This is a genomic window from Gordonia effusa NBRC 100432, from assembly GCF_000241305.1.
Classification (GTDB): Bacteria; Actinomycetota; Actinomycetes; order Mycobacteriales; family Mycobacteriaceae; genus Gordonia; species Gordonia effusa.
On the sequence record NZ_BAEH01000119.1, the window covers coordinates 1 to 21,544 of the forward strand.

Here is a 21,544-nt window from a genome sequence, read left to right on the forward strand (position 1 = left end):
GGTGTCGGTGGCGTGGCTGAATGATTCTTGCCCGAGAATCGCCGTCGTTGTCGGTGGAACCGGTTGGCCGGTTGGCGGGGCGGTGGGCAAGATATGCAATGTGTCCGCACAAACGGGGATGACCTTAGATACCAACAGTTTTCCGCTCATCACGCGTCCGTTGGCGGAGCCTCCGAATAGTCCAATGAGGGGGAGGGTGGCTTTGAGTTCCCGCTCGTCTTCGCCGGTCATTTCGGTGGTGGGCTTGCGGAGGAATCCGCCGTTGCGCAGCAGGTGCGCCGCTGCTGGTGACAGTTGGCCAGCGTAGTCGAGTACTGGGGCGAGTAGGTCTTCTCCCATGCGACGCAGGATGCCTCGCCAGGCGTTACCGGAAATGATCGGCACCAGGACAACCTCACCAGTTGGCGTCAGGATTTTCTCTCGACGAAACAGGGTTAGAGTCGAGCTGTTGAGGCGGGCGTCGTCGCGGTGCACGATTGCAGAGACTGCGGTGATGTCGAAATCCCATACAGCACTGATTAATTCACTGGTCAACGGTCTTGTCCTGGGTTCGGTGGGCATCAGCGATGATGCGGACGCGGAGCAACAGCGCTGGGAGTTGGTCGCGCAGTATCGCCAATACGGGTCCGCCTGGTTCGGCCAATAGGGTGGCGATCTCTAGTCGGCGGGTTTGGTCTGCGAATGTCATTGGCAGTGCTTGGTGTAGCAGAGACCACCAGGTGGGCAGGGAGTCCACCGCGCGGTAGGTGGCTGCACGAATATGACTGGGTAACAGTTCATCCCAGTATCGTTTTCGCCGTTCGGCCAGCCAGGAATCCCAGTCGATGCTGTAGTGCAGCAGCAGTAGCAGCGATTCCGCGGTGCGAGCTGCATCGGTGGTCAGCGGGGGCAGTTCTGGGATCGACGCTCGCCAGCGGTCGGTCTGCGTCGTCATTTCGTGCTCGTTTCGGTGGGCGGAGTACTTAAGGCGATCATCGCATCCCACCAGCTGCCAGGAATGCGGCGCCATTCTTCCAGGGCCGACCAGTCGGCCAGAATCTGTGTCCAGGTAGCGGGTTGGTGAGCGCGAACTACCTCGATCGGCGGGACGGGGTCGTTGAGGGCGCGGGCGCGTACGGCGGGCAGCGTACGCAGTCGTCGCAGTATGGCCAACAGGTGTGCTTCGTGCTCGCCCCAACGGATCTGGGTGTCGTCTGTGCTGACGTGCTGCCATTGCGCAGTCGGGAGAATGTGCCGGCGCCCGCGCACAGGAATGACGACGGCACACTCTGACGTCAGCGGCCCGACCAGCTGCGCACCTAGTTGGTGGCGGGTTTGTACGACGCGGGAGGGCGGAGTGTCAGTGATGGTGTAGACCTCACGGCGCAACTCGTGCGTGATGTAGCACCACGCGCATGCCGCGCACAGTCGATCGCCTCCAAAGAACCAGGTATCGCCGTCGGTGAATCGGTTGGACACCACTCGCGCGGCCGGCAGTGTCTCGGTGTCGGCCGCGCAGCACGCGCATGGTCGAGTGTGAGTGAAAGTGCCTGCGGGGTAAGGCCTTCCAGCTGCAATCCAGGCTGCGTATGCAGGAAACCCGGCGGGGGAACCATGTCGGTTCTCCCCGCCGGGCTGTAAACGCGATAGCGCACGCTTACCTGATATGTGCGAAGTGCCTTTCACTCTATCGATGTGCGCTAACCATCCTTGCATCGAGGGTCGTGCGTGTTAGCAGTGATGAGATATCACTGCGTCGCGGTCGGCCGAGGTGATGGGCAGCTTATAGGCAGCGGCGACAGCAAGGTAGCGGTGGGTGTATTCGCAGACGAATCCTACGTTCGGAGGAAGCCACTCCCCCAGACCTTTTGAGCCTTTCGAGCTATTGAGCGATGCGTCGGTGGCGATCAAATTTTTGGGGTCGTTGGCTACCGTCGCGCGTTGGCGGGCAGTCCATTGATCGGCCCCTAGATTCCAGATCCGTTCGAGCGCTATGACGTGGTCGACTTCGATAGTGCTGCCCGATGCGGTTTTGGCGAGTGGAATTGTTTTGCCGGTGTAGGGGTCGTGCAGTGTTCCGGCGATGACTTTGCATCCGTGACTTCGGGCAGTAGTTACCACGTTGACGAGTTGAGATCGGATCAGATCATTGCGGGTATCGCAGCCATTTTTTGATAGAGGCGCGTCGGTGTCGTCGGTCCAGGCTGGCCCGAACACGCATTTCTTACCTTTCTTGCAGGAGCGCTCATACCCGGGGATCTCGGGTAGACGGTCGATGACGGTCAATCCCCGGAACGTTTGCGTTGAGGTGAGGATCGGGCGCGCTGAGAGCGATGTAGAGCTTTTGGGGGTGCTGATGAGGTGGTTGGCCGTGGGCGCGCCACCATCGGCGTGCAGTGTGGCGCAGGCGGCAGTGAGGAGCCCCAGAACTAGCAGCACCGGAATGAGCAGCGCGGTACGCCGTGTCATGGAACGAGTAGGTAGTCGGCGATGCTGTGGTGCGCGCCAGCGGTGCCAAAGCCCATAGCCTGCACGCCTGAGCCGGTGAACAGTGTCTTGTGCACGGGTTTTCCGCCGCGCGGTCCCGTGACGATCAGGGGCGACCAGTTGTGTCCGGGCACCTGGATACCCCAGTTGGACCACACGCGTGTGGTGCACACAGGTCGGCGTTTCCAGTTGGGGCCATCGCCGGTGAAACGCAGTGGGGTGTAGGTGGCATAAACGACGCCGCGATGGGCGGGATCAGTTTTGAGACTGACTTTGATCCCACCTCGACAGTTGGCATGATTGCCGCCCGCAGTCCAGATGATGTCGCCGTACACGGCCACCCGTGGGGCTTCTGAGGGGCGGGCCATGCTGGTGCCGGCACCGAGGATGCCGCCCATCACGATGGCGAGTAGTGCTCCTACTGCGGCAAGTGCCGGTCGTGTTCTCATCTGAGGTATCTCCTTGGGTTTCAGCATCATTGGTCAGTAGATCTGTTGTTCAAGCAGCGTATCGGGCTTGGCTTCTTAGGTCAGGCGGGTGTCGTTGTTTTGAGAGTGAAGCCTTTCCCTTTGCCGAGTTCACCGATGACGCCATCTTCATCGGGTGGGTTAGATGCGATTCGCATCCACCGGTGTGACAGGAGTGGGTGGAGTTCGGAATCTGGTTTGTCGTAGGCCACTTCGTAGATCTCTTCGATCAGGTCGACTGCCACTGTCACAGTCGAGACGTGGCATTTGATCGTGCCTTGCTGACCGATGTAGCGGCTGTCTATAGGGCTGCCATCGGGGTCGGTGACGGGAATGACGAAGCGGGTGCCAGGGCAGTGGTAGGTGGTGGGTCGCGGGTTGTTCATAATTTCTCCTTTTAAGTGATGCGGGCGAGGCCAGTGCGCTGGTCTCGCGTTATTAATTTCCGCGCATGCCGGCGTCCCTGCTTTTCCAGGCTTCGGCGTGCAGTTCGCACAGCAGCAAGGTGGTGGCACCATTGCTTCGGCGGTGGCGAGCTGGCTTGACTTGGTGGTGTCCAGCGGTTTCGTATTGCAGGGCACCGCATTCATCGCATCGGTGGCGACCACGATCGCTGCCCCACTTAATAGCCGCGCCGGGGTGGAAATGGTAAGTGTCAGTGTCGAATTGCGCTGACAGCGCGGCGTCTCGGGTGATTGTGGTCATCGCAAACTCTCCTTTCGTCGAATATCCGGAAGGGGTTCAGACGCCGCTTAGCGCTGCTGGTGTCAGCGTTTGGGGTTCGGGGCGCTGAGGGTCGTGTGAGGCCAGTTCAATGAGGGCGGCAACCATGTCGCGGGGGTTGGCGTCGATGCCCCGCTTTGGTGCGATCATCCTGCACATGTACAGCGCCGCTGGTGATGACAGGTAGGACAGCGAGACACCACGCACTGAGTCGTAGAGGTGCTTAAGGCGGGGGTCGGCGAGAAGTTCGCGCACTGCCGAATTCCCACTGGGCGTATCGGTTTGGTGAGTGGAGATGATCTGTTCAGCAAGGTCTGTCAGTTCCGAGATCTGCGCAGAACTCAGCGGCGCGATCAGGCCATCGTCGGTGTGCGCGGTGATGATTGCCGTCCCGCACACGCGTGCTTCGGCGAATCCGCCAGCGCGCGTGACCATTTCATTGGCCAGGAGATTTGTTCGAGCCTCAGGATGGATGAGCGGGCGATACGCCGACCACAGAATGAGGTGCGCACCCAGGGGTGTGATGTCGAGTGGTGCGTTGACCAGTGCCCGCAAGGTCTCTTCGGGATTGGTGGTTGAAATATCCACTTCGAGAGCGGTTTTCGTGTCGTCTATGACGATGAACGCCTTCATCGGAACTGTGCCTTTGCTATCGGGGCAACGTAGGAGTCGGCGCGGCGGGGTCTGCGGGCTGCCAGGTCCGCGGCAACACCTGCGGTGCGGTCAGGCTAAATGCCCACCCACTTTGAGCGTGGTCACAGCCGCTGAACTGGGCACCTTCACGCCAACCTTTCGCCTCCCGGACCGGTGGCAGCGTGTAGAGGCCCTTGGTGATTTCGAGGCTGGTTGCACATGCCTGGGGAGTGGGGAATGGGCCGAACTGTTGCACTGCACCCGGTCGCGGCGTGGGGTGGTGGGGAGCAGCAGTGGCGGCGCCAGCGGAGATCAGTGCGGCAGCGGCGATGCCGGTTAGCAGTCCTGTGGTGACAATTCCGGTGGAGAGTGCTCGCTTCATGGTGTTATTCCTTTACGGTTCTTGGGGTTTCAGAGTTGGCGGTAATAGATGTACGGTTCGGCAGCAATGAGGATGCGCTCGTCGTTGGCCGGGTCGTTCAGGTCAATATCGGTGAGATCGGCGGCGAGGCTGACCAGGTCTACTTCGTCGTCTAGTCCGAGGTTGAGAATTTCCGCGAGCGCCGATTCCGGGGTTGCAGGCATGATTCTTAAAATCTCCCTCCGCGATTTGCATGTCTCTGGTTTAGATGTCGGGGCCGTTTTTGTTGCGGTGCAACTGTTTTGAAGTAGGCAGGGCACGATCGGCACGGACGAGCGCGCCCTGCGCTACTCACTTACTTAGAGGCTCAGGCGTACCAGGGGCTGACGGCGTACCACGATCCGTTGATTGGGACGCAGTTGCCGAATACTCCGCCGAAGTTGCGGGCTCCGCTGTTCGTGAGTCGGTTGGCGGTGGGCTGACATGCTTGGGAACTGGGAAAGGGGCCAATTCCGAAGGCGCGGTGCCCATTCTGGGCTGGCAGGTTGATGATCTGGGCCTGGGTGGGAGCGGCCTGGGCGGCGGGAGCAGCGAACAGGCTCATACCTGCGGCGGCGATTCCGCCTGCAAGCATGACGGCTCCTTTGCGGCGGCGGATACTTGTTCGGGACTTACTGGTGGGTCGCGGGGCAGACATATGGTGTTCTCCTATTTTCTGACTCTCGAAAGCCCTGGATGGCTATCGGGAAGGCTGGGTGCCGCCGATGGTGCTGAGATCAATGACGCGCTGGATCGAGTGCCATACGGCGTGTGCGGTGTGGTCTTCGAGGTTTGTGATGATCAGTGATGCCGATGCGCCCGCGATGAGTACCGCAATGATCAGTAGCGCTGTGCTGGTTTTGAAGCGGCCCAACGGAATTGGTAGTGGCGTTCGTGGGCGGTGCGTTGCGGACATGAGCGTGACTTTCGGGGCTACGTGCGTTGTTGGAGGTAGGAGGTGACTGAGCGGGATATCCAGTCGGCGAGCCATGTCAGGGCTGTGCGTCCGTGTTGGTCGACGACTAGGGAGGCGTAGTTGGTGTGAGTGCCGCTGGCGTAGAAGCTGGCAGCGTCGAGGCCCTGTCCGATCAGCTTGGTGAGGTCTTGTGCACCTTGCGATCCGGCAAGTCCGGTCAGGCTCGACACCAACCCTGAGAGGTTCTGGTTTTGCGCCTGATTGACCAGGGTGCTCGTTTGGCCGCTGAGCGCCGAGTTGCTGGTGTTGCCCAGCAGGCTGGGGTCGGTCTTGCTCGCGGTGCCCGAGAACATGCCGGCGGCGACTGTGGCGAGGTCGAGGCCGATGGGTAGTAGCCCGGTGAGTGCTGCGGGGTTTTTTAGGGCATTCCAGGCGATTTCTTGCGCTTGCCCGATGTCATTGGCCAGGCGAATGATGTCGACGTTGCTAAGCACTGAGAGCACCATTGCGGCGATCTGGGTGTAGCCCTGCGGGTCTGGGATCAGGCCGACGACTTGACTGGCTGCCTTGTAGTCAACGGCAGCAGCCAGTTTGACCAGCGGCGAAAACTTGTTGTTGAGGTCGCCGGCGAGGCGGTGCACTTCATCGACGTTCAATGCGGCAATCGCCTGCGGGAGTTTTTGAAGGTCGGCCAGGATTGCGGGGAGGTTGGAGACCATCGCGCCCATGTTGGTGGCGACGTTGAGTACCTGATCGACGATTACTTGCGGTTGTAATACCGAGAGGACCGAACTAGCTGTTGACAGGGTGTCTGTCGGTGTTGAGGTCAGTGGACTGATCTGCGTCTTGAGTGCGTTGGCTGTGGACGTGAGTTGCTGGCCTTGTTGCGAGGTCGTCGACACTTTTTGCCCGGAGAGACCGTTGGCGGTTTGGGCTAGTTGACCAGCCATCGACACGACCTGGTTGAGATCGACTTTTCCCGCAGCTGACAGGACCTGCCCAGCGGCATTTTCTGGTGTGCCGGAGGGAGATTTGGTCAGCTTGTTGGTGAGCGATGGATCGGACGCGGCTGATTGTGCAATGGAGGCGAGTGGGGTCAGGACGCTCAGCAACGAGGTCGCTGTTTGTGCCAGACCGCCGACGTCGACCGTGGACGACTGCGCGTTGCCGGTTAATTTGCTGGCAGTGTCACCTAGCTTCGTCAGATCTTCACCGTTGAGATTTGAGGTCAGCGAGCTGGCCAGGGAGTCGGCGCCCGTGGGAGATCCTGTGGATTCGGTGCCTTGGGTCGGGGTCTGCCCTTGGTTCGGTGTCGTCGCGGTGGGGCCGGTCGTTGTAGTTGGTGCTGCGAGGTCGGTGGTCGGGGCCGTCAGGTTGGGGGTGGTTGTGTCACCGGTCGTGGTCGTTTCGCCCGTGGTGGTCGTTGTCGGGCCGGATTTGCCCAAGATGGTGCCCAGACCAGTCAGGAACGGATCTTTGGAGCTACTGATGCCGCAGTACAGGTCAGCGCTGCCCGCTTTAGCTGTTTTGGGAGCGCAGATGGTCGCTACCCGGCCAGACAGCGAGCCCATTCCCTTTGGTCGGGGACCGACGATGCCAGAGCCGCCGGGATTTGGTCCCACGGTGATCTCACCAGAGGTTCCGCGGCCGGGATCTGCCAGCAGTCCTACCGCCAGGACCTTGTTTGCCCCGATCGGGGCGTTGGAGGTGCCGATGGTCGAGGCTGTGTCTCCACCAATATCGGCACCTTGCGAATAGCCGAGGATTACCACCGCAGTGTCAGGGCAGGAACGACTAATGGCACTCAGTTCGGCATTGAGTCGGCTTGTACCTGCCGATTTGCTTGTCAGATATGGGATCTTCTTGAAAGCGTCTGCCGGGTAGGGCAGGTAGATGGTGCGGATTGATGACCCAAACTTCTTAGCTATCGAGTCAGTGACCGATTTGAGCATGCCGACAGGCACGTTGGGATTTGCCGTCGTGTTGGTCTCCCATGTGCCCGGTACTGCGATCTGCACGACCGGTGTGCAGTCCCCTGCCGCCGAGGAGGTACTCACACTGCTCGATACCGCCACTGCGAGCAGCGCGACTAGGACCACTGACGCCGCAGCGATCCACCGCCGAGCGGTCATAGTCTGACGCGCTCTTGTTAGTGTCGCCCGCGTTCCGATCACCAATACCTCCATGCAATGCGGTTATACAATGCAGTCAGACTACACGACTATACGAACATTCGGAATGCAACGAAAAGACGCGCACCGACCGAAGTTGGTGCGCGCCTAGATGATTACTCGCCTACAGGAAATGTCTAGCGCTGAACTATAGACACCAATGCCGCCTTTAGTTCAGGAAGGCTGACACTTTCAGGTCGCGACACTGCGGGGTAGTGCGGTTCAGGTAGCACCGCCGGCGACGGGTGCGTAGTGAATCCGTCCAGCACCGCACTGTGCAGACTTTCTGCATAACCGAGCGGATCGGGATGGGTCGTCGACCAGTTCGGCGCGGGCATGTCAGGGGCATCGAGCGGATCAAAGCCGAACCGCTGGACTCGCTGATCTCGTTGGAACTCACCAGTTGCCGCGTTAGTACGCACCCACGCCGCGTCTCGACCAGCCAAAAGTGCATATCCACACGTCGCAGCCCCCAACGCTGCGACAAGAAACCAGGCTGGCCCCATCACCACGCCAAGTACAGCCGCAACTGCCGTGACCGCGATCGACGCCGACAGCAGATGCCGCATCAGGTGATGTCTACGAGGACGAACGACCCATTGCTTGGTTCGATGGGCCTCTCGCTCAGCAACTGGAATGGTTGCCAGCGCGGCGCGCCACCCCGATTCCCATTTTTCGGTGACGGTCGCGATAAATGACATCACCGTGTACGCCCGTTGTGTCCACTCAATGAAGTACTGCCCATCGGATGTCTGACGCCACAATGCGAACGCATGCTGATCATGTTTGAGATCTTCAAAGGCGTGGCGGGTGAATTCGGAGCGCTCGTATTGCAACTCCGATCGCACTACCGCGATCTGATGAGCCGCCACGTGATCGTTGGCGGCACGAGCGCGACGCAGTTGGTCTGTCAGTTCATCGAGCGGAACCTGATAGTCGTTGTGATCACGCTGCCAGATCAAAGTTTGACGAGCATCGATCCAATGGGTTTCAGCGATCATCATGTAGTCGCCGTCAGGCACCACCGTCTCAGCAACAGATTTCATCGCGACCGCTGGTTGCCCAGCCAGAGTCAGTTGCTCGGATGCGGCAGTCTCGGTGTGGGTCTTACTGTCAGCGGTCGCCGGCAGGCAGGGAAGGCGGATTGCCGCCGGTAGCGCTCCTGGCGAATAGGTCAAAAGTTGGCCGGAGCAGGCCGGTTCAAGATCGTCGAGGTCGTAGGTCCCTAGGGGCATCACGGTAACGACAATGTCGTCAAGGGTCACTGCGGGAGCGTTGCACGAGGGGCAGTTGCTGGGAAATTGTTGATCGCGCAAAAGTGACCAGTGATCGGCGCACAGTAGGTAGTCGACTACCGCGGTATTGCAGCAGTCGCGGACGGTCACTCCCCACTTAGCGGCGGTCTCGACAGTACTGGCGGGCAGACTGTTCGGGTAGGCGGTGCACCAGTCGCAGTGCAGGTCGGTTTCGCTCATCAGTGCTCACACCTTTCTTTTGGGCAATTTCATTGTTGAATTTGAAGTGTAGTGACACGCCATGCGTTATCGGCCCCTTTGCGTGCAGTGATGGCTACGGCGAGCATCGGCAATTGGCGCATATGCCGACCCGTGACGACTCGTTGGGTTACCAAAGCCATGCGCGAGATCGCTGTGGCTCCATCGGGGTTGTCTCCTTTGGTCGGCACTTGCGCGGAGGCGTCAACGCGACTGTGATCGGCACTCCATTGACGCCACTGGGTACCAGTGATCGGAGCCAACGAGGCGAACCCGACATCGACGCGCGGCGGGGACAGTAGAGGCAGGGTGCGAGTGGCCGCGTCGAGTTGCGAGGCATCTTTTCCCGGTTGGTAGGAGAAGATCGTGACCAACGCCGCACGCATGACCTCGATCGGGTTGCGGGGGTTGACCTTGTCGAATGGGGCGGCGAAGGCACGAAGTGGGGTGGGGCGTGCCGCCGTTGACGAGGTGGTGGGTGCGGCAATGTCGACGTCTCCGCCGGGATCTAGGTCTGACGTGGCGACAGTAGATGTGGTCGTTGTGTCGGCGGGCTGCGCTGCACGCTGAGACATCGCCGCGCGCACGCCCAGTAGCGCTCCGATCACGACCACGATCGCCAATGCGAGCGCTGCTCCGCGAATGGCCAGCCGCAACTGCCGGCGGCGCGGAGTGGGGGTGGGTGTGGTCATGGTGAGGGATCTCGACTTTCAGGTGTATCGGCGGAAGGTAATTGGCTTGTCGAAGCCACTGATATCGGCGATGCTGACTTTCTTGCCGGACTCTGGCGCGTTGACCATTTTGCCGCCGCCCATGTAAATGCCGACATGGTGGGCGCTGCCTTCGCCGCCGAAGAAGACGAGATCTCCGGGTTGGGCTGCGGCCTGGTTGGGGACGGCCATCCCTCCGGTTGATTGCGCTTGGGACACTCTGGCGATCACTTTGCCGGTGGCCACGAAGACTGCGTAGCGGGCCAAGCCCGAGCAGTCCCAGCCTGGGTGGTTGTAATCGCCATACTGATCGCCCACCGGGTCGTGGATGCCGTTTGTGGGGCCGTGCAGGTCGCCGCCGCCCCACGAGTAGCGGATGCCCATCTGCGATGCAGCAGCAGCAACGATATTGGGTCCAACCGGGCCACCCTTGACGAAGCCAGGAATGTTGGCAGGGTCGATCGCTGCCCCTGGCGTCGAGGAGCTGCCGCAATTGCCAGCACCGGGCACCGAGGCGGCGAGATCGGCGATGTTTGGGTCGTTCAGCAGCGCAGCAACAATCTTTGTCGCTGGCGCTATGAACGGTACATAGACCGACGCGCCCGCACTGTTGCGTTGCACCTTGGTGATCGCCTCGGCTGGCGCCAGCGATTGCCAACCAGGCACGGCGACTAACGCGTCAAAGAATTTGTCCGCCGCGGTCCCTGGGTCCATCAATTGCGCAGGTGTTCCCCACCCCTGATCAGGTTGCTGCTGGAAGACGCCGACTGAGTTATGGTCTTGTCCCACACCATCGTTGGGCAAATTCATGGACGCTGGCACGTTCGGGTTGGCTAGGTTGCGTAGGCCCGATTCGTCCTGACCGGTGGCAACACCGGCGATCGCCGCCGACACCGGCAACTTTCGCGCTGTCGCGCGAGCGACGATGGTCGCCGCGATCTGCGTTTGCTTAGGGTTAAGTCCAGCAATGGCCGATCCGACGCTGATATCGGCGACCTGCGTGGTTTGACAACCTGCGCTGTCGCCGCCGCTCATGGCTACCACCAGCAGTGCTGGCACCATAACCAGCACTGCGGCGATCGAGGTCAGCAGAGCGACGATCCCTGCAATCCACTTGCGCCCGTTTCCGTCTCCGTCGCCAGTGCCAGTGCCGGTGTCCGGGGCGCTGGGCGTCGGGCGGGTGGGCGGTGGTGCCAACGTCATGGCGATGGCCTACCGGACCGTGACGGGTTTCGGCCGTGGCGCGGCGCGGGCTGCGGAGGCAGCAACTGCGGCGGCGGTGGGCTGTCGCCTCTCGTTAACCGGCGCCGGGATGACCCACCGTGAATCACCGCCAGCGTTATCTCTGTGGGCAAGTTCGCGGACTCTAGCGACCGATGCGGCGCGACTCTCGTGTGATGGAGCTGCAACCTCAACATGGGAGGCAGAGCGTTCTCGGGTCTTGGCTACCGGTGGCGTGCGTTCAGATGTCCCGACGATCTGTTGGTTTGTGCTGTTGCGAGGAGTCGCCAATGCCCCACGTAACTGCGCCGCGCTTTCTGCCGCTCGCAGAGCTGGGTGTTTGCGGTTGGCTGTGGGGACCGCGCCAGCACTGTTGTTAGGTCCGGTCGGTGTCGGGGTGGGGGTTGAGGGTGATGCTGCACCTGATGCCCCTCCCTCGCCTTTGCGGCGGGTTTGTTTTTCAGAGTCGCCGCCTAGACCCATACCGCCACTTTTGGCCGCAACGACTGCCATATTCGGCATATTGCGAGCGGCAGCTTTTGCTGCCTCCACGCCTAGTCCTGCTACAGCGCTGGTACCACCGCTAGCTGCGGCACCGACAATTTTTCCGGCTTTGACGGCCATCGTTCCGGTCTTTTTGGCGGTACGGTATGCGCCGCGCGCGGCTTGGGCGCGAGCGACGACGTCTTGGGCCGAAGGCGCTTTGCTGGGCCGCACGGTGATGGGCGCGGCCGAGGGGCGAGTCGCCATGATGGAGGCCAGACGATCGGAGAATCGGCGCATGCTTTTCATGCCGCGCCAGAACATGACGATGCCGATCACGATGGCGATGTCGACGACCAGGCAGGTGGCAATGAGTACGTTGCCGGGTTGGTCGAAGATGTTGCTGATGACCATGGTGTAGGCGGCGATGTAGACGATCGCGAAGCACATTTGCAATATCGCCATCGCCGTGTCGGCCAGTGTTCGGAATAGTTGACCGCGCATCATCGGCGCGATACCCAAGATGGTGCCGGGGATCAGTTTCACCGCGTTCCAGATGGCCCAGACTGCGGCCAGCATCACCCGTCCGGCCAGGATGATCGCGAAGAGCAAGATGAGGCCGGCAGCTGGCCCCAGCAAGCTCGTTGCCACGGCCGGTTCGGGGCCACTGTTTTCGGCGTATGCTTTCAGCCCAGATCCGTTGGGGCACTTGGCTACTGCGTTGCGAAGTGCGGAGGTGGGGTCATCGCCGGGGATGATGGCTGAGACAGGGCCGGGGATCGCGTCTTTCACTTTTTGGGTTACGGACTTTTTGGTGGTCTGGTGGTAGGCGCTGTCGTAGGCTTTCGCGCAGGCACCGCCGTCTTTGCGTTCGTCGAGAACTTCGCCGAAGTTGACCAGTTGCGTGGGTTTGCGCAGGAACGTGTCGGTGAGGTTCATCGTCAGTTTGGTGACCTGCGGCGAGTCGGTGCCGCGTGAGCAACTGTCTGATTCGGTGTTCCCTTTGTTCGCGATTCCGGTGGCGACTTCTAGTGCGGTGCAACGACTTTTGTCAATCCAGCCGTGGTCGCCAGCGATAGTAGTGACGGGGTGCGCAAGCAGTCCTACTGCTGCGCCAGCGATAGCCAACGACATCAGCAGCTCGTAGACGGCGGTGGAGTATCGGCCCCGGAAAATCCAGATCGCGATGGCAAATCCTGCGAGGGAAAACATCAGGGGTTTGATATTGATCTCGCCGGTCAATTGCGTGACGGCGTCGCCGATGTCAGAGAACGGTTCAACGAACAGTTTGAGCCAGGAAAAAGATAATGCGACTCGGATGAACCAGATGGAGATCATCATTACGCCGCGATATGCCTCGTATTCCAAGGTCGTTACCCATGCCCAAATCGCCTTGATGGGGTGGGCGGCGCTGCCTTGGTTGATCGACAGGTAGTAGTCGGCCGCGTTGATGCCGTGGGAGTCTTTGATTCCCATCCATCCCAGAACATGACTGACAGCACCGGCAGCTGCTCCGGCGGACTGGTCATCGGCTGAGGCTCTGGCCGATAGGACCATCATCAGCGCCCCGACTAGATGCCAAATCGAGAGGAAGAGGAACGCTCTACGCGCCCACTTGTGAGCCCAGACCCATGTGGCCGCAGCGGCGATCGGGCGGGGCCACCGTAGCCGAGTTCCCCAGGTCATCATCGCTGTTGCCGAGGTCATGGGTGCCCTGCTATCGCCGGCGTCGATGCTGAATGACGACCGGGGGTGGTGGTGTTGGTGGCGTTGCGACGAGCCTCTGCTGCTGGCTCTAGGACCTTGATACGACCAATTTTGCCGGTGGCATCGCGCATGTATCCTTCTCCGCGCCGCTCGGGTTTGACGTACTTGTTGGCACCTTCAATGGGAGCGGTGTGCTTGGTGTATTCCTCGACGAGATCAATGTCGGTGGAGTCCAAGCCGATCCAGTCGAGGGCTTTGCGAGCCAGATGGTCATCAGTGTGTCTGTGCGCAATGCGGGTTTTGAGAAGACCACGCAGTTCAGCTCCACCAAATTCGCAGTCTTGGTCGCCGAGGATCACGCCGGCCTTTTCTTTTCGCCCGCGTTTGACGATGTCAATGATGGTTTCGTATCCGTCTGCGGCGGTGAGCAGGTGCGCTGCCTCGTCGAAGATAAAGCCGGTCATTTTCGATGGGTCGGCGTAACAGATGCCTTGTCCAAGTTTTGCGATGTGGGTGTAGATGACGTGCCCGTACTGCTTCTCAGGAGGCAGCCGCTCATACAAATGGGCGTTGTCAATCTGGTTGGCGGTGGGAAGTGATACGTCTGCGGTGCAGAACACAATGGCCGGCGCATCGAGCGGAAGTGGTTTGAGTCCTTCACCGAAGAGCGCTTTGGCGTATCGGCGGCGAGCATGCTGTTCCAGGCGTTTTCCGATTTCCTGCCCATACTGAAGTTTGCAATCAGCTGATAGCAAATGTCGGAGCAAACCAGCCATACCGTCGTAGTTTTGGTCCCTTCGGTAGTTCACCGAGAGCGCTTCGGACAGGTCCAGTAGGCGCGGGTCGCGCTGGTCGAGTTGCATAAGGGCACGCAAGATCGTTTCGGCTTGATCTGCGCCCTGTTGGCCGGGAAACAACACCAGTGGGTCGACGAGGTATTCAGAGTCGATCATTTCGACCTTCACCGATCCTTCGACCGCGCTGGCCCAAATATCGCCGTACTCGCGGCGAGCAGACTGGTCGATGAGGATGACTTGCCCACCCCGGTCGACGATATGACCGGCGCAGATCTTGCATGTCTTGGATTTGCCCGCGCCCAGTTCACCGGTGATTCCGATGGAGTTGGAGACGTCGCGTTCGGTCAGGCCAGCGATGTCATAGTGCACCGCGGTCGGCACGGGAGTGGTGATGTGCAACGCGAGCAGAGGACCGACTGTGTCACCAAGTGCTGCGCCCACAATGGGCACGTAGGCTCCGAACTTGCCTGAGGTGGTGATTTGGGTGAACTCGCGCACGATCGGCTTGGGTTCGGCACCTGGGACCATCGACCACCACAGGTCTTCTTGATAGCCCAATGGGGAGGCGATGCGGAAGTCGCGGGCCTCGAATTCTGTAGCGAGAGCTTCGGCCGATTCCACTGCGGTTTGCGCATCTGGCCCCGACGTCGCGAAGATCGCCGTCCAGGCAACTTCGATTTCATTCTTGTCAGATTCGAGCAGGGTGCTGTACTCCGACAAGGCTTCTGCGGCGACGTCGAGGATGGACTGTCCGGTCGACAGTTCCCCTTCGCGCTGGTTGTACTGTTCGTTCAGATTGCGGAGTGAGCGTTGATTTTTACGCAGCACTTCTGTGCCAGCACGTGTCACGATCTGCAAGGCAAAGTCGACGTCGACTGGTACTCCGTTGACTGCGGCCTGGTCGGCGATGGTGAAAAATTCACTGCCTGGAAATCTGGTTCCGCCGGCTGGAGTGTCTGCTACTACGGAAAGAACTTGGTAGGACGCTGGCGGTTCGCCTCGCTCCCACGGCGTATCAACTTTGACCAGGGTGGAAAAACTAGGCAGTGCACTGCGACCACTGGGCCGGTCGGCTTGGGCACCATCATCGATGCGGGCAGCTGCAAGAGCTCCACCCGATTTCGCTGTGTCGAGCGGGTAGGCGACGTCGTCGACAATCATTTCAGCAGGTGGCAGGTCGGGGTCCATGACCAGTCCCCGGCGCAGCATGTGGTTCCACAACCAGACCGCTTGAGCTGGTGTGGTCGGGACCGGCTCAAACATCGCGGGCAAATGGTTGGCGATACGGCGGGCCTGATCGGCGCGACGTAGAAGTTCCTCATCGGGTATTTGACTGTGCGGAAGGCCCAGCATTTCTGAGGCCGACAGATGTAGTGCGCGGCCAGCAGTGATCAACTTTTCTTTGAAACTTCCACTGTTCAGGGGAACGGACAGCCAGTAGACACGGCGACCAGGGCGGAAAGCTCCGACCGTGTCTAGTGTGGCGGCGCATTCGGTGACCCAGTCGGGGTGCAGATCTAGGTCGATGTCTGCGGTCATGCGCTGCACGATCGTTTCGGGTGTCTCATCGGCGGTCAAGCCCAGTAAAAGCCCCTGACCAGGCAAGGCCCGGGCCAGCATGGTGTGTGCGCGGCGCACGGTCTCCTTGTCGCGCAAGGAGTGATACCGGTAGTTCAGTCCAGTGAGTAGGAAGTCGGCCCATACGGTGCCCTGCCGGGTGAACCGAAGGTTGTTGGTCAAAGCGATCGTGGGTTGGCGCATCAGGCGACCTTCCTCAGTGACGTTGCGCGCGGTGGCGCGGGTGGTGGTGGGCTGGTCACGATGTATCCACTGGCGTAGATGACGCGTGGTTTGGCGCGCAGTCGGCGGTTTCGGGAGCGCCCGTCGATGGAGGCAGTCGGTGCAGCACTCGCGGCTTTTCCCAGACCTGCGAGCAGGGAAAACGGGCTTCGACCGCCTGGGCGGAGTCGACCAAGAGCGACGACGGTGCCACCAACGGTGAACGCCACGACGAACACTGATCCGACAAGTCCTAAACCTGTCCACCAGTCGCGAATCAGGTACAGCACACCGCCAACCGAACCGGCCCCAATGAGTTGAGGCAGGGTGTACGGACCACCGATGATCCGCTTACCATCTGGCGTTTTGCCGATGAGTTGGGGGAATTTGCGGCTGGCGGTGAAATTGCGGATGACCTCGACGTCGTCTTCGAGTTCGTCAGCCGGGGCTGTTTTGCGTGCCATGGGGGCGCTCAGGCAGCCAAGCGGACGGTCGTGACGGTGATGCGACGACCGGCGACATCTGGGATAGCTAGCACGTCACCGGGGTTGTATCGAGCGCCAGAAGACACCTGTGTCGCACCTGTCGGGTTGACCACGTACCCAGGTGAGACTGGTGCACTACTGTTCACCGTTTTGTCCCACTTTGACGAAAATGTCGAAAGGTTGGTGATTCCGTAGATCATGAGGCCAGCCAGGAGCAACGCCATGACCAGTCTCACGACGGTGAAACTCTCGATGAGGTGTTTGATGACGAAGTACATCCCGAGCGCCGAACCAGCTGAGGTCAGCAATGTGACCGATTGTTGGATCAGATGGTTTCCGGTGCCGAAAAGTGAGTCGTCGGCCAAAATTAGTTGCAGATTGCTCATCGGTTTCTCCTTTGTGTCTTTGAATTCTTCGAGGGGGTTCTGACCTGTGCGCAGCGGGGATCAGTTCGCGGGTCCGAGGTCAGTGCCACCTGGCTGGGTGAGGTTCGGTGCCTTCGGAACGGTCGTCTCGGGTGTGGGAGATGGAGCTTTGGTGCTCGGCAGCAATGGGGGTGTGTCGGCGGGCGGTTCTGTTGTTTCTGGCTCCGCTGGCGTTGCTGAAGGTGCGGCGGACTCACCGGTGGTTGCGATGGGATCTTGAGTCGACGTAGTCGCGGTGGTGGGATCTGCGGCGGCGGGATCTGCGGTGTCGGCGTTCGACGCATCACCTGTAGTGATGTTCGCGGCGGGCGCGGGGTCAACAGAGGTGACTTCCCACCGTCCGGCGCGGGCCGTCATTGTCAGGGCGTAGGTCATCGGCAACCCATCGGTGACATCAGTTGATGCGCCAGCGGGGTGGGCGGTCACTGTGATCAGTAGCCGGATTCGTTGTCCATCGACCGGGACTGCTGAGGCGTCAGGGATGACGGGTTGGTCGGCACGGGCCAGGGCTAAGTCGATCTTGGTGAACGGGGCCGGGGTGATGGCGGCAAGGTGAGCACCTGGACTGGTAAATCGTGTGACGTCACCTGAGCCGGTCAGCATCGCGGTAAGGAAGCCTGATGCTGCCTGCACGATGGGCGCGCTGGTCGCGGCGTCATTGTCGTAGTCGAGACCGACTTTCACATTGGTTGACGGCGACGGGGCTGGGGAGGGCAAACTCAAAGCGCGCACGTTGCCACCAATGACGGCGACAGGTACGAGGTAGTAGCGGCGGACTGCGGCACCAGATGAGGCCAACGGTGAGACTGATGCCGACACTTTGACCGAGTAGACCGTGCTACCCGTTTGCGGCGGGGAGACCACTGACCTGATGTCGGAAACGCTGTACAAGGTGGTGTCAGGCAACGTCACATCAGAGCCCACATCGACGTAGTGCGACAGTATTTCCTCGCTGCCGCGGTGCGCAGTCAGCCAAGTCGAAACCAGTTCGCTAGCCAGGTCGGCCGCGGCACCGGAAGCTTGGGTGTTCATTTGAGCGGGAGCGATCACGGGCTTGGGCGGGATGCTTGTGTTGCTACCTCCGCCGAGCACCAGTGCTAGGGGTCCGCTGATAAGGCAAACAGCGACAACGGCGAAGACTGTCCGGGTGATCCAGATTTGACTTGCGGGCCCCTTAGCCCGTTCAAGAAATTCGGTGGTGTCAATCGTGTCGGGGTTGGGATCGGAGGGGTCGGCGGAGGCACTCTCACTGCGCTGCCGGCGGTTGAGTGGGGTGTTGAGTTTCGCCCAGATTCGGGTTAAGGGGGATTCGTCGGGGTGATCGACCTTTGCGCCGTCATCGTCGCGGTTATCAGATGCGACGTCGCGGCCTGTGGGGGCAGGACTCGGCGCTGCGAACAACTTGCCCAACCGTTCGTCGGTTGTCGTCACAAGCACTCCTCGAATTTAGCGTGAATGATCGTATAACCGTGGAGCTTAACTTATCTCTCGCGGCGTTGCACCCCCCACGCCGAGCCGATGGCCGCGCGGCGTGACACCGCTGTCACGCCCGAGGGCAGCGGAGTGGCGGGCAGTCGCGTTTAATCCAGCATTTTGCGGGGTCGGCAGGTTCCCAGCGGGCATTCAGATCAACCGGTGGCCGCCTGTGACAATCGTGATTCACGTTGGGCGTCTGAGCTTTTGCGCTGATTCGGTGGTGATTCACGCCGATTTTGGGGACTCCCCCACAGGGTGCAGCGCGGCCCCCCTAAAGGGGGGCCGCGCTGACCGGGGAGTTATTGCGCGTCGAGGTTGCGGTCGGTCAGACATGTCCAGCCGGGTGGATACCGAGGCGAATCGACACTCGCACGACACGTCTAACCACCATCCTCGTCAGAGTTCAACGACACGATGAGTGTTTGTATAGTTGCGTCTCTTAGCGCGGTCGCTTAGCATCGTCTGCATCGACTCGATCTGGAGGTCACTAGACCATGTGCGCCAATCACCAATCCTCTGATCCCGTGGAACGATTCATGGAGCAGACCCTCGCCGACACGTTCGGACCCTCACGCACTCCCGCTAGCGGTGATCAACCCAAAAAGGATCACGCTTTCGTGCCCCTCACCGCTGTGCCGGTGGGTATCGCTGTTGTCGGGGAGTACGCGCCGCAGATCGATGCACATCTGGACGCGATTGGTGGGGCGGAGGTGGCAAGTCAGATCGCCTCGATCGTTGATGCATGCGCCTCGTGGCAACCGTGGGCGGTTGCTGCCGCCGCTGGGTTTGTCGTTGTCGATGGATTGCGTCTGAGCGCATGGCGGCATCGACGGGCCATCCGCAATCAGCTGTACTCAACGACTTACCTCACGGCTCGGTCTGTCTGGGTGCCATGGCCTCCGGGACTGGCCGCTCCACGCAAGGCCGTCGTCAAGGTGCCACACGGGTCAGTGATCAACGAAGCTCGCACAAAAGCACTCGTCGAAGCGTTAAATCAGTCGGCCAACAGATTTCGGGCATGGCAGTGGTGGCACAAGGCCCGACCTGAGTGGCTACACACCGGTCCGTGGCAGATGAATGTCGATTGGCAGGCCGGCAGTAGTCGAGTCGTGATCACCCGGCATAACCCGGAAGCGGCGATTGCCGGGTTGAGTACAGAACATAAGCGTTTGGCTGTGATGCTCGCCGGGAAGTTCCCGCTACCTGAGGCGCGGGTGACCAAGGTGCTCCGCGATGACGACGGCCGTGAGACTGGCTACGTCATTAGCCATACACCGTCGCTAGCGGCGGCGGTTCCTGCGTTCCAGCAGAACCTGCGCGGAGCCCTGACGGGGTTCCTTGGCGAGCATGAATCGGGTCGCATGTGGACAGTGGCAGTGCGCTCTGAGTCTGACACTATCGAAATCAAACTGGCGGCTCCGTTAGACGACTATGTCCCTCATATACCGCGTGAGGGGGGATATGCGGACTTGGCGCGCAAGCAGCGCAATCTGATCCCGTTCGCAACCGGCGCAGGCGGCGTCGTTGGCGTCTGGAATGTCGACTCATCATCATCGGGGCCACACTTTTTGATCGCGGGCCGGACCGGTGGCGGCAAGACGTCACTGATTCGTACGGTCATCACCGAGGCGATCCCTCGCGGGTTTTCGTGGTTGTTGATCGATCCGAAGATGATCGAACTCGATGGCATGGCCGACTATCCCGGTGTCGCGGCCGTGGTGTACAACCTGCGCGAGATCGTTGAGATGATCTGCGCGGTCCACGCCGAAATGATGGCGCGTCGCGAGTTCGCACATCAGACGCGGGTTCCAGTTTCGGCGCTGCCTCTATTTGGAGTCGTGCTCGACGAGTTCTTTGTGATGTCCGGTTTTATTCGCCGAGCCGTCAAGTACGGCGGCGAGGCCGAAGAGCAGAAGGACCTCAAGGAGTACATCAAGGATGCCGACCCGCTCGGCAAACTCGCTGAAATCTTGGCTCTGATCCGAAGCTTCGGCGGACGCATCGTGCTCGGCGTCCAGCGGCCAGACGCGAAGAACTTCGGCGAGGACGCCGGTTCTGTCCGCGACAACTTCGGCACCCGCGCCTCGCTCTCGAATCAGTCGATGGACGGATCGATGATGCTGTGGGACGACGCACACGCCGGACGAGACCTCGACACCTCAGTACCTGGGCGGGCAACTGTATCTGGCCCTGCTGGCAAACCGATGACCGCGCAAGTGCACTGGACACCCGACGTCGACGAGCACCCCACCAAATGGGAGCAACTCAAAGAGTCCGAACGCACATTGGTGACAGACCTGCGGGCAGCTGCTGAGGACGGCGCACAGATCCAAGACCTACTACCTGAGATCCGCGATCACCTGACCAAGATCGGCGGACTGGTCACACCTGCTACCGGTGGTCCGGTACTGGCGTGCTTCTCGCACGAGTTGCGCAAACTACTTCAACACTATGGCTCGGCACCCGCAGCGCCACCAGAGGCGGTTGGCGATCTTGACCCTGCTACTGCCGGCGATGAAGGCGTACGCGGCGCTGCATTGGTGGTGGGCGATCTGGTGCACATCGAGGATAGGGGCCGAGGCGTCGTCGCCAAGGTCACCGCAGTGAAAGTCACGTCCACCTATTCCGATGGATCACCAATGACCGCCGATGTCGAGATGGTCGACACCGACAATCCTCGCCGCAGCTTTGAGGCGCGTTATGAACCGAACGAACGCGTGTTAACCGCCGAACCGGTTTTCGTCTAACCACCACCAAAAAAGAAGAGAGGTCCCTCCATGGGCATCCTGCGATCCATCCTGACTCCCGACGCCGATGAGGTAGCCGTGCTCAAATCGGCGCTTGATGCTAGGGCCACTGGTGAACCAGTCCTACGTGAACTTCGCAAAGCTCTGTCCGACCCGGTTCCCCGGTGGGCGTCGAAACTCTCGACCAAGACTGAGATTGATGCGGAGTTCATCTCCGAACTTCGCATCGCCTTGGAGCGGCGCGTCACGCTGCTCGAAAGCTACCCGGTCGGCAAGCGGCGCGATGCTGCTCTCGAACGTCACCGCGCTGCCCTCGATCTCGTTGAGCGACTGCGCAACTCATTAGTCGAGAATGCCGGCGGCGTTGCTGAGGCACCGCATATTCGGCACTCCGAACCTGCCTTAACCACCTTCTGATTGCCGAGTCCGGCGAAAGGCCACGTGC

21 protein-coding genes and 1 pseudogene are annotated in these 21,544 nt (G+C 60.6%); 2 read left to right on the top strand and 20 right to left on the bottom strand.

Annotated features, from left to right (window positions below):
• The 20 genes and pseudogenes from GOEFS_RS20365 to GOEFS_RS22675 all read right to left on the bottom strand — a co-directional run.
• Window positions 1-534: pseudogene (locus tag GOEFS_RS20365) on the bottom strand (RAMP superfamily CRISPR-associated protein); the annotation flags it as partial.
• Window positions 524-934 carry a hypothetical protein gene (locus GOEFS_RS20370; RefSeq protein WP_007319847.1) on the bottom strand — a complete coding sequence of 137 codons (411 nt, stop codon included), beginning with the start codon at window positions 932-934 and terminating at the stop codon, window positions 524-526. The pseudogene GOEFS_RS20365 and the gene GOEFS_RS20370, both read right to left, overlap by 11 nt.
• Entirely contained in the window at window positions 931-1,461 is a 531-nt protein-coding gene (locus GOEFS_RS20375) for a hypothetical protein (RefSeq protein ID WP_007319848.1), read from the bottom strand. Before GOEFS_RS20375 ends, GOEFS_RS20370 begins: the two co-directional genes overlap by 4 nt.
• Window positions 1,462-1,710: 249 nt before the next feature.
• Window positions 1,711-2,448 (bottom strand): HNH endonuclease family protein, encoded by a 738-nt coding sequence (locus GOEFS_RS20380; protein ID WP_007319849.1) that lies wholly within the window; start codon window positions 2,446-2,448, stop codon window positions 1,711-1,713.
• Window positions 2,445-2,915: a hypothetical protein gene (locus GOEFS_RS22660; RefSeq protein WP_007319850.1), complete on the bottom strand. Its 471-nt coding sequence runs from the start codon at window positions 2,913-2,915 to the stop codon at window positions 2,445-2,447. The genes GOEFS_RS20380 and GOEFS_RS22660 overlap by 4 nt, the downstream gene beginning before the upstream one ends.
• A gap of 80 nt (window positions 2,916-2,995) precedes the next feature.
• A complete protein-coding gene (locus GOEFS_RS23305; RefSeq protein WP_138918087.1) occupies window positions 2,996-3,541 on the bottom strand; it encodes a hypothetical protein in 546 nt (181 codons plus the stop codon).
• A 133-nt stretch (window positions 3,542-3,674) separates the two neighbouring features.
• On the bottom strand, window positions 3,675-4,289 hold the full coding sequence (locus tag GOEFS_RS20400; protein ID WP_007319853.1) for a hypothetical protein: 615 nt from the start codon (window positions 4,287-4,289) through the stop codon (window positions 3,675-3,677).
• Between the two features lie 16 nt (window positions 4,290-4,305).
• Window positions 4,306-4,671, bottom strand: coding sequence for a hypothetical protein (locus GOEFS_RS23310; RefSeq protein WP_007319854.1), 366 nt, complete (start codon window positions 4,669-4,671; stop codon window positions 4,306-4,308).
• A gap of 29 nt (window positions 4,672-4,700) precedes the next feature.
• Entirely contained in the window at window positions 4,701-4,874 is a 174-nt protein-coding gene (locus GOEFS_RS23535) for a hypothetical protein (protein ID WP_007319855.1), read from the bottom strand.
• Between the two features lie 143 nt (window positions 4,875-5,017).
• Complete coding sequence (locus GOEFS_RS20405; RefSeq protein WP_007319856.1) at window positions 5,018-5,284, bottom strand: hypothetical protein; 267 nt, start codon at window positions 5,282-5,284, stop codon at window positions 5,018-5,020.
• 105 nt (window positions 5,285-5,389) lie between these two features.
• Window positions 5,390-5,605, bottom strand: a complete 216-nt coding sequence (locus GOEFS_RS20410) for a hypothetical protein (RefSeq protein ID WP_040525777.1) — start codon at window positions 5,603-5,605, stop codon at window positions 5,390-5,392.
• Between the two features lie 17 nt (window positions 5,606-5,622).
• Window positions 5,623-7,737 carry a cutinase family protein gene (locus GOEFS_RS20415; RefSeq protein WP_007319857.1) on the bottom strand — a complete coding sequence of 705 codons (2,115 nt, stop codon included), beginning with the start codon at window positions 7,735-7,737 and terminating at the stop codon, window positions 5,623-5,625.
• A gap of 176 nt (window positions 7,738-7,913) precedes the next feature.
• The gene (locus GOEFS_RS22665; protein ID WP_007319858.1) at window positions 7,914-9,251 is read right to left on the bottom strand and encodes a hypothetical protein; all 1,338 of its coding nucleotides are present in this window, start codon (window positions 9,249-9,251) and stop codon (window positions 7,914-7,916) included.
• Between the two features lie 29 nt (window positions 9,252-9,280).
• Window positions 9,281-9,961 carry a hypothetical protein gene (locus GOEFS_RS22670; protein WP_007319859.1) on the bottom strand — a complete coding sequence of 227 codons (681 nt, stop codon included), beginning with the start codon at window positions 9,959-9,961 and terminating at the stop codon, window positions 9,281-9,283.
• Between the two features lie 18 nt (window positions 9,962-9,979).
• Window positions 9,980-11,182 (bottom strand): C40 family peptidase, encoded by a 1,203-nt coding sequence (locus GOEFS_RS20430; protein WP_007319860.1) that lies wholly within the window; start codon window positions 11,180-11,182, stop codon window positions 9,980-9,982.
• A gap of 9 nt (window positions 11,183-11,191) precedes the next feature.
• On the bottom strand, window positions 11,192-13,390 hold the full coding sequence (locus GOEFS_RS20435) for a hypothetical protein (protein WP_007319861.1): 2,199 nt from the start codon (window positions 13,388-13,390) through the stop codon (window positions 11,192-11,194).
• The gene (locus GOEFS_RS20440) at window positions 13,387-15,948 is read right to left on the bottom strand and encodes an ATP-binding protein (protein ID WP_007319862.1); all 2,562 of its coding nucleotides are present in this window, start codon (window positions 15,946-15,948) and stop codon (window positions 13,387-13,389) included. Before GOEFS_RS20440 ends, GOEFS_RS20435 begins: the two co-directional genes overlap by 4 nt.
• Complete coding sequence (locus GOEFS_RS20445) at window positions 15,948-16,430, bottom strand: hypothetical protein (RefSeq protein WP_007319863.1); 483 nt, start codon at window positions 16,428-16,430, stop codon at window positions 15,948-15,950. Before GOEFS_RS20445 ends, GOEFS_RS20440 begins: the two co-directional genes overlap by 1 nt.
• An 8-nt stretch (window positions 16,431-16,438) precedes the next feature.
• A complete protein-coding gene (locus GOEFS_RS20450) occupies window positions 16,439-16,837 on the bottom strand; it encodes a hypothetical protein (RefSeq protein WP_007319864.1) in 399 nt (132 codons plus the stop codon).
• 60 nt (window positions 16,838-16,897) lie between these two features.
• Window positions 16,898-18,307, bottom strand: a complete 1,410-nt coding sequence (locus tag GOEFS_RS22675; RefSeq protein ID WP_007319865.1) for a conjugal transfer protein — start codon at window positions 18,305-18,307, stop codon at window positions 16,898-16,900.
• Between the two features lie 662 nt (window positions 18,308-18,969).
• Here GOEFS_RS22675 and GOEFS_RS20460 point away from each other — a divergent pair.
• Window positions 18,970-21,099 carry a type IV secretory system conjugative DNA transfer family protein gene (locus GOEFS_RS20460; protein WP_170323204.1) on the top strand — a complete coding sequence of 710 codons (2,130 nt, stop codon included), beginning with the start codon at window positions 18,970-18,972 and terminating at the stop codon, window positions 21,097-21,099.
• A 30-nt stretch (window positions 21,100-21,129) separates the two neighbouring features.
• Window positions 21,130-21,516, top strand: coding sequence for a hypothetical protein (locus GOEFS_RS20465; protein ID WP_007319867.1), 387 nt, complete (start codon window positions 21,130-21,132; stop codon window positions 21,514-21,516).
• Window positions 21,517-21,544: the final 28 nt, after the last annotated feature.

Bases quoted from the DNA above. Each gene is read 5' to 3' on its own strand.
- GOEFS_RS23310 (WP_007319854.1), bottom strand. From the start codon at position 4,671: ATGAAGCGAGCACTCTCCACCGGAATTGTCACCACAGGACTGCTAACC.
- GOEFS_RS23535 (WP_007319855.1), bottom strand. From the start codon at position 4,874: ATGCCTGCAACCCCGGAATCGGCGCTCGCGGAAATTCTCAACCTCGGA.
- GOEFS_RS20400 (WP_007319853.1), bottom strand. From the start codon at position 4,289: ATGAAGGCGTTCATCGTCATAGACGACACGAAAACCGCTCTCGAAGTG.
- GOEFS_RS20445 (WP_007319863.1), bottom strand. From the start codon at position 16,430: ATGGCACGCAAAACAGCCCCGGCTGACGAACTCGAAGACGACGTCGAG.
- GOEFS_RS20380 (WP_007319849.1), bottom strand. From the start codon at position 2,448: ATGACACGGCGTACCGCGCTGCTCATTCCGGTGCTGCTAGTTCTGGGG.
- GOEFS_RS20370 (WP_007319847.1), bottom strand. From the start codon at position 934: ATGACGACGCAGACCGACCGCTGGCGAGCGTCGATCCCAGAACTGCCC.
- GOEFS_RS20465 (WP_007319867.1), top strand. From the start codon at position 21,130: ATGGGCATCCTGCGATCCATCCTGACTCCCGACGCCGATGAGGTAGCC.
- GOEFS_RS22665 (WP_007319858.1), bottom strand. From the start codon at position 9,251: ATGAGCGAAACCGACCTGCACTGCGACTGGTGCACCGCCTACCCGAAC.
- GOEFS_RS20440 (WP_007319862.1), bottom strand. From the start codon at position 15,948: ATGCGCCAACCCACGATCGCTTTGACCAACAACCTTCGGTTCACCCGG.
- GOEFS_RS20415 (WP_007319857.1), bottom strand. From the start codon at position 7,737: ATGACCGCTCGGCGGTGGATCGCTGCGGCGTCAGTGGTCCTAGTCGCG.
- GOEFS_RS22660 (WP_007319850.1), bottom strand. From the start codon at position 2,915: ATGAGAACACGACCGGCACTTGCCGCAGTAGGAGCACTACTCGCCATC.
- GOEFS_RS20450 (WP_007319864.1), bottom strand. From the start codon at position 16,837: ATGAGCAATCTGCAACTAATTTTGGCCGACGACTCACTTTTCGGCACC.
- GOEFS_RS20410 (WP_040525777.1), bottom strand. From the start codon at position 5,605: ATGTCCGCAACGCACCGCCCACGAACGCCACTACCAATTCCGTTGGGC.
- GOEFS_RS20405 (WP_007319856.1), bottom strand. From the start codon at position 5,284: ATGCTTGCAGGCGGAATCGCCGCCGCAGGTATGAGCCTGTTCGCTGCT.
- GOEFS_RS22670 (WP_007319859.1), bottom strand. From the start codon at position 9,961: ATGACCACACCCACCCCCACTCCGCGCCGCCGGCAGTTGCGGCTGGCC.
- GOEFS_RS20430 (WP_007319860.1), bottom strand. From the start codon at position 11,182: ATGACGTTGGCACCACCGCCCACCCGCCCGACGCCCAGCGCCCCGGAC.
- GOEFS_RS20435 (WP_007319861.1), bottom strand. From the start codon at position 13,390: ATGACCTCGGCAACAGCGATGATGACCTGGGGAACTCGGCTACGGTGG.